The organism is Curtobacterium sp. SORGH_AS_0776 (assembly GCF_031453355.1).
In the GTDB taxonomy this organism is placed as follows: domain Bacteria; phylum Actinomycetota; class Actinomycetes; order Actinomycetales; family Microbacteriaceae; genus Curtobacterium.
In genome coordinates, this window is record NZ_JAVIYU010000001.1 from 2,446,473 (window position 1) to 2,462,448 (window position 15,976).

The following is a 15,976-nucleotide window of genomic DNA, read 5'->3' on the forward strand; positions in this document are numbered from 1 at the left end:
CGTGCAGGGGGACCCTCGTGCGTGGCTGGAGCGGCTGCGGGACGGCCGGTTCGTCGACCCGGTGCCGCTCCGTGTGGCGAGCCTCGTCGCGGTGGCGGTCGGCACCGCAGCGTGCGTCGCGTTCCACACCGAACCGACGATCAGCGCGATCGCGGCCTCCGTCATCATCACGGGCGTGGTGGTGGTCGTGCCGAACCTGTGGTTCCCGTATGCCGACCGCGCGACGGCGCGACGGGTGCACGAGGTCGGTGGGCTGCCGATCCGGCTCTGGCTGCCGGTGCGGCGTTGGGCATCCGGACAGCGCGCCGTCGGGGTGCCGACGTCGCTGCCGGTGGTGTGGACGGTCGACGACGCGGGCCTGCACGGGTGGGCGCCCGAGGAACCGGAACCCGTGTCGACCGTGCGGTGGGTGGACGTGACGTCGATCGACGTGGGCGAGTACCGGCCTCCGTGGTACCCGACGTTCACGATGTCGTGCATCCGCCTCGAGACCGTCCACGGGCCGGTCCGACTGCGTGCGCGGTACGGCCTCGGGAGCGTCGGCGGCGGCTCCGACCGGCACGACCGCGAGCTGGTTCGCGCGCTCCGGGCTGTGCACCCTCCAGAGCCGCGACCGGTCCCGCGGGGGAGCGCGCTCGGGCTACCGGGCGACTGAGGGCGCGGCGCGGCGTCGCCTGACGCGGCGTCGCCGGGCGCGGCGCGGGTCAGCGGTACTGCGGCGGCCAGTCGAAGGGCGGCGGCAGGTGCGGGACCTCGCCGATCGTCGTGACGTCGAGCACGACCTCGCGGCGGTTCGTCAACGCGATGGAACGCGGGTCGCCGAAGAACCGTCGGCCGTCGACCCACACCGTCAGCTCCCCTCGGAGCCCACCGACGTGCGCGGGGCCGAGCGAGACGCCCCACTCGTCGAAGAACTGCCCGAGCGTGAAGGTCTGCCGGGTGGGGGACTCGACGTGCAGGATGCCCGAGGTGTCGTGCGTGTGCAGCTGCGCGGCGAACCGTCGGGCGTCCGAGTGCCCGACGTTCGCCGGCACCGTCACGGGGACGTCGCCGTCGAGGATCGTCAGGTGGGTGTGCACGTGCTCGGCGAGCCGCTCGCCCCAGACGTTGCGCAGTCCGGCATCGTCGGCACGCTCGGCGAGGGCCGTCGGCGCGGGCCACGGGGGAGCGGACCGTGAGGTGCCGTCCGCAGGTGCCGTCCCGCCCGCGACGAGCGCCAGGACCGTGAGGGCCGCGAGCGCTGCGCCGACGGCCGCCGGCTTCACCACCGGTCGTGCACGGCGGCGCGGAACCACTCGTCGTACAGCTCGCGGACCGTCTCGTCGAGGCCCGGCACCTCGGGGAGCGAGCCCGCTCCGGCGTTCGACCGGGCCTGCTCCGGGTTGCGGGCGCCGGGGATCGCCGCGGTCACGCCGTCCTGGGCGACGACCCACGCGATCGCCGCCTGCGGGACGGACACGGCATCGGGCAACGACGCGGCGAAGACCTGTGCGGCACGGACGCCGTCCTCGAAGTCGACGCCGCTGAACGTCTCGCCCTGGTCGAACGCCTCGCCGTGGCGGTTGTAGTTGCGGTGGTCGCCCTCGGCGAAGGAGGTGTCGGCGGTGTACTTGCCGGACAGCAACCCCGATGCCAACGGGACGCGCGCGAGGATGCCGACCCCGGCCTCCCGGGCCGCCGGCAGCACGCGGTCGAGCGGCTTGAAGCGGAACGCGTTGAGGATGATCTGGACCGTGGCGACGCCGGGGCGGGCGATCGCGGTGAGCGCCTGGTCGGCGGTCTCGACGCTGACGCCGTAGGCGGCTACGGAACCGTCGGCGACGAGGCCGTCGAGGGCGTCGTACACGGCGTCGTCGGAGAAGACCTCGGTCGGCGGGCAGTGCAGTTGGACGAGGTCGAGGGTGTCCTGCCGCAGGTTCCGACGCGAGCGGTCCACCCACTCGCGGAAGTTCGCGGCGATGTAGTTCGACGGGACCTGGTCGGCGCGCCGACCCATCTTCGTCGCGATCGTCAGGGGGACGTCGGGGTTGGCCGCCCGCCACGCGCCGATCAGCTGTTCGCTCCGACCGTCGCCGTAGACGTCGGCGGTGTCGAACAGCGTGACGCCGGACTCGACGGACGCGTCCATGACGGCGTTCGCGTCGGCCTCGGACACCGGGCCCCAGTCACCGCCGAACTGCCAGGTCCCGAGGCCGACGACGGACACGGAGCGGCCGGTACGGCCGAGGGTGCGACTCTGCATGACGGCGAGCGTACCCAGGACGGTGCCGGGCGGGATCAGGTGGGGGTGGCGACGCCGCGGCCGAGCAGTCGTTTGGCGGCCCGGGCGCGGGGGATCACCCAGAGTGCGCTCCGCAGGCCGAGGCCGATCCAGAGCAGGATGAGCATCGTCGTGATGACCGGTCCGTGCTGGTCCCGCATCGACCACGTCATCAGGATCCAGATCGTCGAGAGCACGATCTTGCCCCAGCCGGCGACCTCGCGCTCGGCCTGGGCCTGCACGAGGGGGATCCACTCGGCGGCCGGCACGGTCGGGGGCACCTCGCCGTCGAGCACCCAGTTGCGGACGACGACGCTCCGGTCGTACCCGCCCTCGGCGCGCCAGGAGCGGAGCTGCAGGACGACGGCGATCGCGATGCCCACCGCTGCGGAGGGGACGCCGAGGCCGACGAGGAGCGCCGGGGTCGGTTCCGTCCACGACGACGCCACGAGGACGACGAGCACGACGGCGAAGGCGGCACCGGTCGCACCGGCCCCGAGCAGCCGCAGGCGGCCGGCCTCGTCGAGGACTCCGACTCCGTTCACGGGGATGACGCTACCCGGCGAGGACCGGGATCTCCCGGGGCGGTCGCTGTGGATCGACCCGTGGCGTCGGCGGTGCGTGGCCGGACAGCGGTGCGCTGGCGGCGTCGAACCACGGATCCGACATCGAACCGGGACCAGGCGGTTGTTCGATGTCGGATTCGCGGTTCGACGGGGAGCGCGAGCCTCAGCCCTGTGCGAGCAACCAGCACATGCCGGCCGCGGCGAACGCCATCGCCCAGCTCACCAGGCTGCCGATGAGGAAGTACTCGGCCTGGTACCCGGTCGTCTCGCGGCGGATCTCCGGGAAGCGGACGATGCCCTTGGCCGCGATCAGCGCAGCGACCACGGGGAACGCCCCGACCAGCGAGAAACCGGCGAGCAGCAGACGCTCGATCGGGCCGATCATGCGGCCGCCCTGCAGCAGGACCGTGCCCTCGCTGCCGTCGCCGTCCGCAGCGGTACGGGCGTCGCCACGGGGTCGTCGGGCGAACAGCCGCCACGCCGGCCCGCCCTCGACCGACTGGCTGACGGTGTCGGGGGAGAGCCCCGGCGGGAGGGCCTGGGCGACGACGACGTTGGCCGAGTCGACCAGGAACAGTGCCGCTCCGACGCCGCCGACGATCGCGGCGAGCGGGACGGCGGCGACGAAGGCCGGCGCGGAACCACGCTGCCACTCGACGACGAACCCCGAGGGATCGACGGACGGGACCGTCAGCAGCAGCACGGCGAGCGCGACCGCGAGCAGGACCGACGGCCACGAGCCCGAACGCCGCCACCAGACCCGTCGCGGCGTGGTCGACGGCCGGGCGTCGGTCGGCCGCACCGGCGTCGTCGTGGCGATCCACAGGGCGGCGAGCACGATCGCGGTGGCCACCGCCCCGACGGGGAGGCCGAGGCCCGGCACGGCGACGACGGCCACCCCGATCCACAGCAGCAGGACCACGATCACGGTCAGGACGCGGCGTGGGGCGGCGTCGGTGCCGGTCCGGGTGCGCACGACGTCGGCCGTCCCGATGAGGGCGAGGAGGACCCCGGCGAGCATCAGCGGCCCCCGTCCCGGAGGACCCGCAGGCCCTCGACCAGTGCGGCGACGCCCGACTTCTGCACGGACTGGGACACTGCCGACGGCGTGATGCCCTCGTCAGCAGCGATCTGCGCCTGGGTCCGGCCCTGGACCAGCCCGAGGGCGATCCGCCGTGCACGCGGGGTCAGGCGCGAGACGACGTGGTCGCGGCTCAGGAAGTAGGCGTTCACGAGTCGCTCCGTCGGTCCGTGGCGGTCCTCGGCGTCGTGGTACCAGGCCCGGAGGAACGCGGTCCGGCCGTCCTCGCGCCGGTGGGTCTCGTTGATGGCGTCGCGTGCGGACCACCACCCGGGCCCGTCCTGCAGGGGGCCGACCGCACCCGCTCCGATCGTCTGCACCGTGCCGCGCCCGATCCCGAACCGGATCTGCACGGTCGGCGGGAGGGCGAGGATCGCGGCCGTGGTCGCGACGAGCGCGTCGGTCAGCGTGGCGTAGATCGCCTGGAACTCGTCGCCGACGGTGGCGCGCAGCGGATCGACCGCCTCGACCGCTGGGGTACCGTCGAAGGCGCGCGCGACCTCGAGCTGGGCCGCTGCGCGGTCGTCGAGGGTGCGGGAGTCGACGAGGTCGACGATCACCGCGATCACGGGGTCGGAGTGCACGTGTTAAGGATACGACTTCACATCGCCGAAAGTAAGCCTGTGGCTGAACATCGGGCCGGGTGTTCGACGCCGTAGACTCCACGTGAGGGCCTTTAGCTCAGCTGGTAGAGCGCCACGTTTACACCGTGGATGTCGTCGGTTCGATCCCGGCAGGGCCCACCAGAATGCAGACGCGACCGCCTGCGGGACGGGAGGCGCAGCGCGGCCCCGCACCGCGCCTCCCGTCCGCCACCTGGTGACGGTTCCCGCTCAGGAGACCTGACCGGCGCGCGCGCCGGCCCACAGGTCGACGTCCGCGATCCCGACGGAGTGCTCGTCGATGGTGCGGAGCTCCTCGTCGGTGAAGGACGTGTTCGCCAGGGCGGCGACGTTGTCCTCGACCTGGGACACGCGCGAGGCGCCGATGACGAGCGACGTGACCCGCTCGTCGCGGAGCGCCCAGGCCAGCGCGAGCTGCGCGAGGGACTGGCCACGTGCGGCGGCGACGTCGTTCAGGGCACGGAGGTGAGCGACCACCTCCGGTGTGATGCTCGACGCGTCGAGGGACTTGCCGGCGGCGGCGCGGGAGTCCTCCGGGACGCCGTCGAGGTACTTGCCGGTCAGGAGCCCCTGCGCGAGCGCGGTGAAGCCGATGACGCCGAAGCCGAGTTCGCTCGCGGCGTCGAGCAGCCCCTCGGTCTCGATCCAGCGGTTCAGCATCGAGTACGAGGGCTGGTGGATGAGCAGGGGCGTGCCGAGGTCGCGCAGGATCGCGGCGGCCTGGCGGCTGCGCTCGGCGTCGTACGACGAGATGCCGACGTAGAGCGCCTTGCCCTGCTGGACCGCGGTGTGCAGGGCGCCCATCGTCTCCTCGAGCGGGGTGGACGCGTCGAGGCGGTGCGAGTAGAAGACGTCCACGTAGTCGAGGCCCGTGCGCTGCAGCGACTGGTCGAGGGATGCGAGGACGTACTTGCGGGAGCCGCCGCCCTGGCCGTAGGGACCGGGCCACATGTCCCAGCCGGCCTTCGTCGACACGATCATCTCGTCGCGGTACGGCCGGAAGTCCTCACGCATGAGGCGCCCGAAGTTGACCTCGGCGGCGCCGTAGGGCGGCCCGTAGTTGTTCGCGAGGTCGTGGTGGGTGATGCCGAGGTCGAAGGCGCGGCGGCTCACGGCACGCTGCGTCTCGAAGGCGACGTCGTCGCCGAAGTTGTGCCAGTAGCCGAGCGAGAGCAGCGGCAGGTCGAGGCCGGAGTTCCCGGTACGGCGGTAGGGCATCGTGTCGTAGCGGTCGCTGCTGGCGGTGTAGGTCATGCCGTCCATCGTGGCAGGACGCGCGGCCCCGTCGTTCAGGACGCGGTGATCACGTTCGGCGCGAAGCGGCACCAGTAGTCGGTGATGGGGCCGTCGGACTCGCGGATGCCGACGCCGTACGACTCGCCGTCCACCACCCACGAGCCGAGCACCGGGTGGTTGTGGCCGCGTGACCCGGGGAAGTCCGGCAGCTCGTGGTACTGCTGCCAGACCCGTTCGCCGCCGGTGCCGGCGCGGCGGTACTCCGAGCCGTTCGTCGTCACCGAGCCGTCCGCGCGGTGCACGGCGATGCCGTCGCCCTCGCGCCCGAACACCGGCTTCACGACGAAGTCCGTCATGCTGTTCGGGCCGTCGGCGAACGCCGGCAGCAGGTTCTCGTGGCCCGGGAACAGCCGCCAGAGCGCGACCAGCAGCAGCTTGTTCGACAGGAACATCTTCCACGCGGGCTCGTACCAGCGGCCGAGGCGCCCACGGTCGCTGACGAGGAACGCGCCGAACTCCTGGTCACCGCGGGCGCGGTCGTCCCCGGAGACGAGGTCCTCCCACGGGTAGAGCTTGAACAGGTTCCGGATGACCGGGTACTGCGTGCCGTCCTCGTCGCCGGGCAGCGTGAAGACGCTCCGGGACGAGCCGACGGGCTCGGCGTTGCCCACGAACTGCCGGGCGACCGCGTGCCACCCGATGTCCTTCATCTCGATGCCGGTGTGCTCCCACCCGGCCTCGCCGGCGAGGTCCCGCATGTACGCGACGGTGTTCCAGTCCTCGCCGGCGGTGTCGAGGTCGGAGTGGGCGACGAAGAGCCGACCGCCCTCCTCGGCGCGGAGCGATGCGTGGAGCAGGGTGCGCCAGCGGGCGACCATCGCCTCGTGGATGCCGTTCCACTGGTCGGTGTCGGCGGGGAGCGTCCCGTCGGCGATGCGGTCCTGCAGCCAGTGCCACTGCGTCACCGAGGCGTCGATGAGCCCGGTGGGGGTGTCGCCGTTGTACTCGAGCATCTTCGCGGGGGAGCCGTCGCCCGCGTACGCGAGGTCGAAGCGGGCGTACACGTCCGGTTCGCGCTGCTCGAGCGACCACGCGGCGAGGTCGAAGCCCTCGCGGGTGAGCCCGAGGGTGCCGAGTTCGCCGGAGGCGAGGTACCGGGCGGCCTCGAGGCACATGCGGTGCAGCTCCTCGGTCTGCCGTTCGAGCGCCTCGACCTCGGGCAGCGTGAACACGTACGCCGCGCCGTCGTTCCAGTACTCGACCGCGGTGCCGTCCTCGCGCACCGACCGTGAGTAGATGAGGCCGGTCTGCTGGATCCGTCGCTGCCAGTCCGGGCGCTCGGTGAACTCGACGCGCTCCATCAGCCGCCGAACCCGCCGTGCTCGCCGGACCCGCCGAAGCCGCCCTTCGTCACCGAGCTGCCGCGGGACGAGATGCCCGACTCCGCGGTCTTGCCCGACGGGAGGCTGGCGGTGCCGCCCGACACGGCGTCGCCGACGGCGGGGACCTTCGTCGCCCGGCTGCCGCTGAGCGGGAGGTAGTACCAGCCGGCGTGCCCGCCGTGGTTGTTGCAGTCGTCGTCCGGCAGGCGCTTCTGTGTCGAGTTGTCGCGGCAGATCTTCGCGTAGTCGCTGTCGACCCCGGACCCCTCCCCACAGCCGGTCAACGACGCGGCGAGGGCTGCGACGACCCCGATCGAGACGACACGGGACGCGCGACGACGAACACTCACGAACGGGAACAGTACCGGGGCGGGCGGCACCGTTCCGGCTCGACACCGCCTTCGCAGCGTGACCTGTCCGTTCGCTCAGCTTCCGCGGCACCGTGTCCGCCATGCTCGGGGCATGGAGTGGTGGTCGGTCGTCATCGCGATCCTGGGCGGGTTCGTCATCGTGTGGGGCGTCGTGGTGATCGCCCTGGTGGTCGCCGCACGTCGATCGGGCGACGGCCTCCGGCTGGTCGAGGCGCTCCGGCTCGTCCCCGACGTCGTGCGGCTGGTCCGGCGGCTCGTCGCCGACCTGACGGTGCCGAGGGGGGTGCGCATCGCCCTCGTCGCGCTCCTCGGGTACCTGCTGCTGCCGATCGACCTCGTGCCGGACTTCCTGCCGGTCATCGGGTACCTCGACGACGCGATCGTCGTCGCGCTCGTACTCCGGTTCGTCACGCGGCGGGCCGGTGCGGTGGCGTTGGATCGGCACTGGCCGGGTACGCCGGAGGGGCTGCGTGCAGTGCGCGCCGCGGTGGGGCTGTCGGTGTCCTGACCAGGCCGAGACCCGGCCGGGAACGGGCCCGGGGCCCGGGGCCCGGACGTGCACGTGGGAACGCGCGCTGGCGCGGGCGTGGGGGCGTGGGCGCGGCGGAGTCGCTGGCGGCGGTGCTGCGCGGCGACGGTGGTCCCGATCGACCCCGTCAGTCCGACGCGGGAGCGAGTTCCTGCGCCCGTGCTGCCGGGACGCCGAGGACGAGGAGGCTGGTGGTGACCGCGGCCCGCAGATCGAGTGCATCTGCGGCACCCGCTGCATCGGCGGCACCCGCTGCATCGCCGTCGTCCGCTCCGTCGCCGGCATCCGGCGCGTCCGGTGCCGTCGAGCGGCTGTCGTCGGCGATGGCGAAGACGGTCGCGGAGGCGATCTGCCCGAGGGGGATCGCCGGGAGGTGCCGCCCGAAGACCCCGTCGTCCTGACCCCGCTGGACGAGCACGGCGAGACGCCGGTCCACCGCCCCGAGCAGGGCGTGGATCTCGTCGCCCTGCTGCCCGCGGCGGAGCGCCAACAGCACCCGGTACCGGTGAGCGAGCGGCCAGAGGTCGGTGACGAACTGCGCCCACGCGGCGTCGGCGGGCGATCCGTCGACGTCGGCGCGCTCGAGGATGGCACCGATCTCCGCTCCCGCTCGTTCGGCCAGCGTGCGGACGAGGTCGGTGCGGGCCGGGAAGTGCCCGTAGACGGTGCGGCGGACCACTCCGGCGGCCTGTGCGATCTCGCCCATGCCGGCATCCGGTCGCCGGCCGAGGAGTTCGCGGGCGACGTCGAGGATCCGGTTCCGTGTCTCGTCCATCGCGAGGTCGCGTGCGGATCCGGAAGCCATGCACCGATCATTGCACACTGCTGTGCAATGGGTTACGGTTCCGGTGTTCGTTGCGCAACCGTGTGCAACGATCTGCCGCACACCCATCGTGAGGACCGCAGACCATGACTGCATCCACCGCCGTCCGCCCGTTCCGCGTCGACGTCCCGCAGGCGGATGTCGACGACCTCCGCGCCCGTCTGGCCAGGACCCGGTGGCCCGACCCGGAGACCGTGCCGGACTGGTCGCAGGGCGTCCGGTCGGAGAACCTGCGGGCCCTCGTGCACCACTGGGTGCACGACCACGACCCCGTGCGGTTCCAGGAACGGCTGAACCGCACCCCGCAGTTCCGTACCGAGATCGACGGAATCGACATCCACTTCCTGCACGTCCGGTCCGCCGAACCCGGAGCGATGCCGCTCCTCCTCAGCCACGGCTGGCCGGGGTCGGTCCTGGACTTCGTCGACGTCATCGGTCCGCTGACCGACCCGGCCGCACACGGTGGTGACCCTGCGGACGCCTTCGACGTGGTCGTGCCGTCGCTGCCCGGGTTCGGGTTCTCCGGCAAGCCGACGACCACGGGGTGGGACGCCGATCGCACGGCCACGGCGTGGGCCGAGCTGATGCGGCGACTCGGGTACACCCGGTGGGTGGCACACGGCGGGGACTGGGGATCCGTGGTGACGACCGCACTCGCGGCGGCGCGCCCGGAGGGGCTGGCGGGCATCCACCTGAATACCCCGTACGCCGTCCCCGAGACGATCTCGGACGAGCGGACGCCCGAGGAGCAGCACGCGGTCGACACCCTCGCGCGCTATGCGGGACCGCTCGGCGGGTCGAACCACCTGCAGGGCACGAAGCCGCAGACGCCGGGGTTCGCCCTCGCGGACTCACCGGTGGGGCAAGCAGCGTGGATCTACGAGAAGTTCCAGTCGAAGACGGACAACCAGGGCCTCGCCGAGCAGGCCATCGACGTCGACGACATCCTCGACACGATCTCGCTGTACTGGTTCACGAACTCCGCCGCGTCGTCCGCCCGGATCTACTGGGAGAACCGCAGCGTCACGATGGCGGGACCGGTGCTGCACCTCCCCGTCGCCGTGACCGTGTTCCCGCGGGACATCCCGCTCCTGCCGCGCACGTGGATCGAGGCCGCCTACCCGGACCTCGTCCACTACGGCGAGGCGCCGCGCGGTGGGCACTTCGCGGCACTCGAGCAGCCCGAGCTCCTCGTCGACGAGCTCCGCAGCGGGCTGCGCGGGCTGCGTCGCTGAGGACGGATCGACCCCGACCGGGTCGGATCAGACGGTCCGTCGCGTCGCGACCGCGGCCCCCACGACCGCGGTCGCGGACGACCGGACTCCCCACACACCGCTCAGCATGCTCCGGTCGCCCCGCAGGTGCATCCTCCTGAGGGATGAAAAGCTGATGGCCACTCAGCGAGCGCTGCGGCTCGCGACCCGCACCGGGTCGGACTGGAGGCGCGGTTCCGGCCTGCACCGCGCCTCCAGGCCGTCACCCGGTCGCGTTCACCGCCCCAGCTGCGCGCGCAGGTAGGGCGCGGTCCGACTCGTGGCGGACGCCGCGACTGCGGCCGGTGTGCCGGCGGCGACCACCTGCCCGCCCGCGTCCCCGCCGGCGGGACCCATGTCGATGACGTGGTCGGCCGCCGCGACGACGTCCATGCTGTGCTCGACGACCACGACCGTGTTGCCGGCGTCCGTGAGCCGCGACAGCTGCTCGGACAGCAGCTCGACGTCGGCCGGGTGGAGGCCGGTGGTCGGCTCGTCGAGCAGGTAGAGCGTGTGGCCGGACCGGGCGCGCTGCAGTTCGGTGGCGAGCTTGATCCGCTGCGCTTCGCCGCCGGACAGCTCCGGGGCGGGCTGGCCGAGTCGGAGGTAGCCGAGACCGACCTGGCGCAGCGTCTCGAGCCCGCGCGCCGCGGCCGGGAGGCCGGCGAGGAACGGTGCCGCCTCGTCGACGGTCATGCCGAGCACGTCGGCGATGCTCGCGCCGTCCCACCGGACCTCGAGCGTCTCGGCGTTGTACCGGGCACCGTGGCACTCCGGGCACGGCGCCCAGCTGCCGGGCAGGAACAGCAGCTCGACCGAGACGGAGCCCTCGCCCTGGCACACCTCGCACCGGCCGCCCGCGACGTTGAACGAGAACCGTCCGGCGCCCCAGCCGCGCTCCCGTGCGGCATCGGTGGCGGCGAAGGCCTGGCGGACGGCGTCGAACAGGCCCGTGTAGGTGGCGAGGTTCGACCGGGGCGTGCGGCCGATCGGCTTCTGGTCGACCTGGACGACCCGGGTCACGAGCGGGTGCGAGGCGCCCTCGGTGGCCAGGACGCCACCGACGAGCGAGGACTTCCCCGAGCCGCTCACCCCCGTGACCGCGGTGAGGACCCCGAGCGGGACGTCGACGTCGAGACCGTGCAGGTTGTGCAGCGTCACGTCGCGGAGCGCCAGGGTGGCGACCGGCTCCCGCGGTGTGCGGACGGCAGGTGGGCCGGCCGGGTGGAGGAACCGCCGCGTCACCGACTCCTCGACGTGCTGGAGACCGTCGACGGGACCGCTGTACAGGACGGTGCCGCCACCGGAGCCCGCGCCCGGCCCGACGTCGACGATCCAGTCGGCGCGGCGGACGATGCTCATGTCGTGCTCGACCACGAAGACGCTGTTGCCGCCGGCGCGCAGGTCGTCGAGCACCTGCACGAGGGACTCGGCGTCGGCGGGGTGCAGACCGGCGCTCGGCTCGTCGAGGACGTACACGACACCGAACAACCCGGAGCGGAGCTGCGTCGCGATCCTGAGCCGCTGCGTCTCACCGGGGGAGAGCGTCGGCGTCGACCGGTCGAGCGCGAGGTACCCGAGCCCGAGGCCGAGGAGGACGTCGAGGCGCGTGACGAGGTCACCCGCGATCGCGACGGCCACCTCGGTGTGCTCGCCCGAGGACGCACGGGACGTCGCCGCCGAGGCGTCCGTGATCGCGGCGATCGGCCGGAGCACGTCGGCGAGCGCCGTGATCGGCAGCGCGTTGAGGTCGGCGATGCTGTGCCCGCCGACCGTGACGGCGAGGGCCGCCCGGGTGAGCCCGGTGCCGCCGCACAGGCCGCACGGTCCGGACTCGACGTACTGCAGGGCCTTGGTGCGCTGGGTCTCGCTCTGGGAGTCCGCGAGGGTGTGCAGCACGAACTGCCGGGCGCTCCAGAACCGACCGCGGTAGGGCTTGGCGACCCGGTCGCGCTTCGGGTGCACCTCGACCACCGGCTGCTCCTCGGTGAAGAGCAGCCAGTCGCGGTCGGCGCGGGGGAGGTCCCGCCACGGCCGGTCGATGTCGTAGCCGAGCACCGCCGTCACGTCCCGGAGGTTCTTGCCCTGCCAGGCACCGGGCCACGCGGTGATCGCGCCGTCGCGGATGCTGAGCGAGTCGTCGTGGACCGCGGACGCCTCGGTGACCTCGTGCGCGGTGCCGAGTCCGTGGCAGCGGGGACAGGCCCCGGCGGCGGTGTTCGGCGAGAACGAGTCGGACTCGAGCCGGTCGGCTCCCGGCGGGTAGGTGCCGGCGCGGGAGAAGAGCATGCGCATCGAGTTCGACAGGGTCGTCAGCGTGCCCACGGTGGAGCGGGCGCTCGGGGCACCGCGGCGCTGCTGCAGGGCGACGGCCGGGGGGAGTCCCGTGATCGACTCCACGTGCGGGGTGGACCCCTGCGCGATGAGCCGCCGGGCGTACGGGGCGACGGACTCGAGGAACCGGCGCTGCGCCTCGGCGAACACGGTGCCGAACGCCAGGCTCGACTTGCCGGAGCCGGAGACGCCGGTGAAGGCGACGATGCGGTCGCGGGGGATGTCGACGTCCACGTCCTGCAGGTTGTGCTCGCGGGCGCCGCGGACGCGGATGAACTCGTCGGGGCGGGGGTCGGGCATCCTCACGATGCTAGGCCGAAGCGGCTGGGTGCTCGGGTGCTCGGGGGCTGGTGGTGCGCGGGGACCGACCGGTGCTGGTGGTGGGCGGGGACCGTCCGGTGCTGGTCGTGCGCGGGGAGCGCCCGGTGCCGGTGGTGTGTGGGGACCGTCCGGACGTCATCCCGACCGGCGTCGGTCAGCCGCCGCCAGTGCCCGGCGCATCCGCTCCGCGTCGCCGGCCGCCCACCCACCGGAACTCGCCAGCGGCAACTCCGTCATGTGCCGACGCAGGTGCTCCGGGTAGTCCCGCACGACCCGGTCGGGGTCGTCCCGCACCGTGGCGTACAGCGCGGGGCCGTCCGCGTAGAACAGGTCGGCGACGACCAGCCGGCCGTCCGAGCCACGCATCACGTTCGCCGGGTTGTCGTCGAGCGGACCCCACCACGGCTGCTCCCGGGCGCCACGCGCGTGCACGGCGTCGATGTGCTCGGCGAGCGCCGCCACGTCCGGCTCGCGGGCACGAATCGACCGATGGAAGGCCGCCCCTTCGGCCGCGGACACCGCCGCGAGGTACTCCATCACCGTGAGGTCGGACCCACCCTCGAGCACGCGGTGGTCGACCAGCACGGGGACCTGACGGGTGTGCGCCGCCACCCGGTAGAGCATCGCCGAGTACGGCCCGGCGGGGTCGAACGGGCTGACCCGCGCCGCGAGCCGACCGGAGGGAGAACGGAACGCGCACGCCCAGTCCCCGGTGCCGCACGGCGTCCACCCGAGGCCCTCGAGTGTCCGGACCACCTCGGTCCACGGCATCTCGGCGCTGAGGTGCTCGTCGTACGCGTCGTCGCTGTCCACCGCCCCATCCTGCACGACCCGCCCACGGGCTTCCGCGCGCGCCGACGGTCTGGGACGATCGACGCGACACGGACGACGGCGCCCGTGCACCATCCGCGAGGAGTCCACCATGACCGTCCGACTCAACCCGTACATCGGCCTCCGCGACCAGGCCCGTGACGCGCTCGACTTCTACCACGGCGTCTTCGGCGGCGAACTCACCGTCAACACCTTCGGCGAGGCCGGGATGGCACAGGACCCCGCCGACGCCGACAAGGTCATGCACGGCCAGCTCGAGGGCGAGAACGCTCTGCTGCTCATGGCCTCCGACGCACCGACCGGCATGGAGGGCCCCGACGTCAGCAACATCTCGGTGTCCCTCAGCGGTGACGACGAAGAAGCCCTCACGCGCTACTGGAACGGGCTCGCCGACGGGGCGAAGACGATCATCGAACCCCTCACGAAAGCCCCGTGGGGCGACACGTTCGGCATGGTCACCGACCGCTTCGGCGTGACCTGGCTCGTCAACATCAGCGGCGCGGCGGGCTGATCGCGTCCGCCGGGGCGCTCGCCGGGACCGGCCACCGGGGGACCCAGCACCGGACGCGTGCGGCGTAGCGCCGGAAGTCGTCGCCGAACCGGTGGTCGAGGTCGGCCTCCTCGAGCGGGCGGACGACGCAGTTCCAGACGATCGACCCGGCGAGCGCGTACACGACGACCATCCACGAGGTGAGCAGGAGTCCGACGGCGACGCCCTGGGCGATGCCGGCGAGCGCCATCGGGTTGCGCACCGAGCGGTACGGACCGGCGATCACGAGCCGGTTCGGCATCGCGGACGGCAGCGGGGTCCCGGCGCCCTGCGTCGACATCGCCGCTGCGGAGGCGATGCCGAGCGCACTCGCGGCGACGAGTGCGACGGCTCCGGTGACGACGGCGGTGGTCACGACGCCGTCGGGCAGCGTCGGGTGGAGCCGCCAGTGGTGCTCGGCGGCGGCGATCACGAGCGGCAGCACCCCGAGGAAGAGCCCCCAGAAGACGGTGATCTGCAGGACGGTGCCGAGGACATGGCGGCGGCGACCCGCGTCGGGGTCGGCGGTCCGGAACCGCAGCGGGCCGGTCGTCAGCCACTCGGTCGGGACCCGGCCGAGCACGACGAGCGCCAGGGCGAGGGCGGACCCGACGGTCGCGCCGATCATCACGAGCACTCCGGCACCGGCCTCGGTCGTCGCGGTGGCCCAGACGGCGAGGGCGGCCATGACCAGCGCGGTCCACCCGGTCGTGACCACCGCGGATGCGCGACTGCCGGCCGCTGCGAGCGCCGATGCCACGACGAAGAGCGGGACGTCGAACACCGCGACGACGACGGGGTCGAGCGAGCCGAGGGTCGCCGACCGGACCCCGGGGAGGGTGCACACCGCGATCCACCAGAGGGCCCCCGCGACCGACTGGACCGCGAAGTACCGTCGGCCCCAGGACATGCGAGCACGGTAGCAGTGGAGGATCCCGGCAGCAGACACCGCAAGAATCGCGCAACGCCCCGGTCCCCGCGTTGTCGACCGTGCTCGAGCCGACCTACCGTTCCGGCTGTGTGCGAGGACGCACACGTCCCCCTGCGAGACCTGGAGGCGGCATGTCCGCACGCACCGCATCTCCGTCCACGTTCGGCTCACGGCTGCGCGACGACGCGATCCACGCCCGCGAGTACACGCTGTTCACGCTGCTGCTCGGGTCGCCGTTCCTGCCGCGTGCGGTACGCCGGTTGATCGCGTCCGCCGCGGGCGCCGACCTCGCGTCGAGCCCCGGTCCGCTGTTCTCACTGACGGGGGACCCGAAGAACCTCGTGGTCGGCCGGGGCGTGTACTTCAACCGGAACGTCACGGTCGAGGCCGTCGCGCCGGTCCGGATCGGCGACCACACCGCGATCGGGATGCAGGTGCTCGTGATGACGAGCCACCACGAGATCGGCGACGACGGGGCGTGGAGCGAGACCGCCTCGGGCCGGTCGGTCGACATCGGCGAGCGGGTCTGGATCGGTGGGCGTGCCGTCGTGCTGCCCGGGACGGTCATCGAGGACGACGTGGTGGTGGCGGCCGGGGCGGTCGTCCGGGGGCGGCTCACCTCCCACGGGGTCTACGCCGGGGTGCCGGCGCGACGGATCCGCGAACTCGGCGTCCCGGGCGCAGCCCCCGCACCTGCGGCCGCCGCGGCGGCGACGCCCGCGGCCTCGACCGCGAGCGTCGCTCCGGCGGTCAGTCCTGCCGGTTGATCTGGCCCAGCCAGCGGCCGAACGACGGCTTGCGCTCGTCGTGCAGGACGGAGACCGTCGTCGCCGGCGTGCAGCTCCGCTGGACGTCGACGGCCGTGCTCTCGTGGAGGTCGTGGCTCATGGTGTGCTCCTTCGCGTT

The 15,976-nt window shown here is 73.0% G+C and carries 18 protein-coding genes and 1 tRNA gene; 6 read left to right on the forward strand and 13 right to left on the reverse strand.

The window, feature by feature from the left end; genetic code table 11:
* Window position 1: 1 nt before the first annotated feature.
* Complete coding sequence (locus tag QE359_RS12085) at window positions 2–655, forward strand: hypothetical protein (protein ID WP_309779335.1); 654 nt, start codon at window positions 2–4, stop codon at window positions 653–655.
* 49 nt (window positions 656–704) lie between these two features.
* Here QE359_RS12085 and QE359_RS12090 read toward each other — a convergent pair whose 3' ends face one another.
* From QE359_RS12090 to QE359_RS12110, 5 genes are all read right to left on the reverse strand, one after another.
* A complete protein-coding gene (locus QE359_RS12090; protein WP_309779336.1) occupies window positions 705–1,265 on the reverse strand; it encodes a hypothetical protein in 561 nt (186 codons plus the stop codon).
* Window positions 1,262–2,242 carry an aldo/keto reductase gene (locus QE359_RS12095; RefSeq protein ID WP_309779337.1) on the reverse strand — a complete coding sequence of 327 codons (981 nt, stop codon included), beginning with the start codon at window positions 2,240–2,242 and terminating at the stop codon, window positions 1,262–1,264. The genes QE359_RS12090 and QE359_RS12095 overlap by 4 nt, the downstream gene beginning before the upstream one ends.
* 35 nt (window positions 2,243–2,277) lie before the next feature.
* On the reverse strand, window positions 2,278–2,805 hold the full coding sequence (locus QE359_RS12100; RefSeq protein WP_309779338.1) for a hypothetical protein: 528 nt from the start codon (window positions 2,803–2,805) through the stop codon (window positions 2,278–2,280).
* Between the two features lie 184 nt (window positions 2,806–2,989).
* Entirely contained in the window at window positions 2,990–3,847 is an 858-nt protein-coding gene (locus QE359_RS12105) for a hypothetical protein (RefSeq protein WP_309779339.1), read from the reverse strand.
* Window positions 3,847–4,491 (reverse strand): SatD family protein, encoded by a 645-nt coding sequence (locus tag QE359_RS12110; RefSeq protein WP_309779349.1) that lies wholly within the window; start codon window positions 4,489–4,491, stop codon window positions 3,847–3,849. Before QE359_RS12110 ends, QE359_RS12105 begins: the two co-directional genes overlap by 1 nt.
* A gap of 86 nt (window positions 4,492–4,577) precedes the next feature.
* Between QE359_RS12110 and QE359_RS12115 the strand changes: the two genes are divergently transcribed.
* A tRNA-Val gene (locus tag QE359_RS12115) sits at window positions 4,578–4,653 on the forward strand.
* Between the two features lie 87 nt (window positions 4,654–4,740).
* On the opposite strand, the gene mgrA is transcribed toward QE359_RS12115, so the two are convergent.
* From mgrA to QE359_RS12130, 3 genes are read right to left on the reverse strand one after another with little or no spacing between them, the layout of a single operon-like run.
* The gene (gene mgrA / locus QE359_RS12120; protein WP_071301990.1) at window positions 4,741–5,784 is read right to left on the reverse strand and encodes an L-glyceraldehyde 3-phosphate reductase; all 1,044 of its coding nucleotides are present in this window, start codon (window positions 5,782–5,784) and stop codon (window positions 4,741–4,743) included.
* A 35-nt stretch (window positions 5,785–5,819) separates the two neighbouring features.
* Window positions 5,820–7,127 (reverse strand): glutathionylspermidine synthase family protein, encoded by a 1,308-nt coding sequence (locus QE359_RS12125; protein WP_309779351.1) that lies wholly within the window; start codon window positions 7,125–7,127, stop codon window positions 5,820–5,822.
* Window positions 7,127–7,498, reverse strand: coding sequence for a tRNA-dihydrouridine synthase (locus tag QE359_RS12130; protein WP_254789616.1), 372 nt, complete (start codon window positions 7,496–7,498; stop codon window positions 7,127–7,129). The genes QE359_RS12125 and QE359_RS12130 overlap by 1 nt, the downstream gene beginning before the upstream one ends.
* Before the next feature lie 112 nt (window positions 7,499–7,610).
* On the opposite strand from QE359_RS12130, the gene QE359_RS12135 reads away from it, so the two are divergent.
* The gene (locus tag QE359_RS12135) at window positions 7,611–8,027 is read left to right on the forward strand and encodes a YkvA family protein (protein ID WP_396127734.1); all 417 of its coding nucleotides are present in this window, start codon (window positions 7,611–7,613) and stop codon (window positions 8,025–8,027) included.
* Between the two features lie 148 nt (window positions 8,028–8,175).
* Here the strand turns inward: QE359_RS12135 and QE359_RS12140 are convergent, their stop codons facing one another.
* Window positions 8,176–8,853: a TetR/AcrR family transcriptional regulator gene (locus QE359_RS12140; protein ID WP_309779355.1), complete on the reverse strand. Its 678-nt coding sequence runs from the start codon at window positions 8,851–8,853 to the stop codon at window positions 8,176–8,178.
* 104 nt (window positions 8,854–8,957) lie between these two features.
* Here QE359_RS12140 and QE359_RS12145 point away from each other — a divergent pair, with 104 nt between their 5' ends.
* On the forward strand, window positions 8,958–10,106 hold the full coding sequence (locus tag QE359_RS12145) for an epoxide hydrolase (protein WP_309779356.1): 1,149 nt from the start codon (window positions 8,958–8,960) through the stop codon (window positions 10,104–10,106).
* Window positions 10,107–10,361: 255 nt separating this feature from the next.
* Here QE359_RS12145 and QE359_RS12150 read toward each other — a convergent pair whose 3' ends face one another.
* Window positions 10,362–12,758 (reverse strand): excinuclease ABC subunit UvrA, encoded by a 2,397-nt coding sequence (locus QE359_RS12150; RefSeq protein ID WP_309779359.1) that lies wholly within the window; start codon window positions 12,756–12,758, stop codon window positions 10,362–10,364.
* A gap of 156 nt (window positions 12,759–12,914) precedes the next feature.
* On the reverse strand, window positions 12,915–13,592 hold the full coding sequence (locus tag QE359_RS12155; RefSeq protein ID WP_309779363.1) for a hypothetical protein: 678 nt from the start codon (window positions 13,590–13,592) through the stop codon (window positions 12,915–12,917).
* 109 nt (window positions 13,593–13,701) lie between these two features.
* On the opposite strand from QE359_RS12155, the gene QE359_RS12160 reads away from it, so the two are divergent.
* A complete protein-coding gene (locus tag QE359_RS12160) occupies window positions 13,702–14,121 on the forward strand; it encodes a VOC family protein (RefSeq protein WP_309779365.1) in 420 nt (139 codons plus the stop codon).
* On the opposite strand, the gene QE359_RS12165 is transcribed toward QE359_RS12160, so the two are convergent.
* The gene (locus QE359_RS12165) at window positions 14,102–15,049 is read right to left on the reverse strand and encodes a methyltransferase (RefSeq protein ID WP_309779368.1); all 948 of its coding nucleotides are present in this window, start codon (window positions 15,047–15,049) and stop codon (window positions 14,102–14,104) included. The two genes, QE359_RS12160 and QE359_RS12165, sit on opposite strands and share 20 nt — an antisense overlap.
* A gap of 152 nt (window positions 15,050–15,201) precedes the next feature.
* Between QE359_RS12165 and QE359_RS12170 the strand changes: the two genes are divergently transcribed.
* Window positions 15,202–15,837: a DapH/DapD/GlmU-related protein gene (locus QE359_RS12170; protein WP_309779371.1), complete on the forward strand. Its 636-nt coding sequence runs from the start codon at window positions 15,202–15,204 to the stop codon at window positions 15,835–15,837.
* On the opposite strand, the gene QE359_RS12175 is transcribed toward QE359_RS12170, so the two are convergent.
* Window positions 15,821–15,958: a hypothetical protein gene (locus QE359_RS12175; protein WP_156794898.1), complete on the reverse strand. Its 138-nt coding sequence runs from the start codon at window positions 15,956–15,958 to the stop codon at window positions 15,821–15,823. The two genes, QE359_RS12170 and QE359_RS12175, sit on opposite strands and share 17 nt — an antisense overlap.
* Between the last annotated feature and the right edge of the window lie 18 nt (window positions 15,959–15,976).

What these genes read in the sequence shown, in the direction of transcription:
- QE359_RS12095 (WP_309779337.1), bottom strand. Translation starts at nt 2,242, where the DNA reads ATGCAGAGTCGCACCCTCGGCCGTACCGGCCGCTCCGTGTCCGTCGTC.
- QE359_RS12105 (WP_309779339.1), bottom strand. Translation starts at nt 3,847, where the DNA reads ATGCTCGCCGGGGTCCTCCTCGCCCTCATCGGGACGGCCGACGTCGTG.
- mgrA (WP_071301990.1), bottom strand. Translation starts at nt 5,784, where the DNA reads ATGACCTACACCGCCAGCAGCGACCGCTACGACACGATGCCCTACCGC.
- QE359_RS12125 (WP_309779351.1), bottom strand. Translation starts at nt 7,127, where the DNA reads ATGGAGCGCGTCGAGTTCACCGAGCGCCCGGACTGGCAGCGACGGATC.
- QE359_RS12135 (WP_396127734.1), top strand. Translation starts at nt 7,611, where the DNA reads ATGGAGTGGTGGTCGGTCGTCATCGCGATCCTGGGCGGGTTCGTCATC.
- QE359_RS12140 (WP_309779355.1), bottom strand. Translation starts at nt 8,853, where the DNA reads ATGGCTTCCGGATCCGCACGCGACCTCGCGATGGACGAGACACGGAAC.
- QE359_RS12145 (WP_309779356.1), top strand. Translation starts at nt 8,958, where the DNA reads ATGACTGCATCCACCGCCGTCCGCCCGTTCCGCGTCGACGTCCCGCAG.
- QE359_RS12150 (WP_309779359.1), bottom strand. Translation starts at nt 12,758, where the DNA reads ATGCCCGACCCCCGCCCCGACGAGTTCATCCGCGTCCGCGGCGCCCGC.
- QE359_RS12160 (WP_309779365.1), top strand. Translation starts at nt 13,702, where the DNA reads ATGACCGTCCGACTCAACCCGTACATCGGCCTCCGCGACCAGGCCCGT.
- QE359_RS12165 (WP_309779368.1), bottom strand. Translation starts at nt 15,049, where the DNA reads ATGTCCTGGGGCCGACGGTACTTCGCGGTCCAGTCGGTCGCGGGGGCC.
- QE359_RS12170 (WP_309779371.1), top strand. Translation starts at nt 15,202, where the DNA reads ATGTCCGCACGCACCGCATCTCCGTCCACGTTCGGCTCACGGCTGCGC.
- QE359_RS12175 (WP_156794898.1), bottom strand. Translation starts at nt 15,958, where the DNA reads ATGAGCCACGACCTCCACGAGAGCACGGCCGTCGACGTCCAGCGGAGC.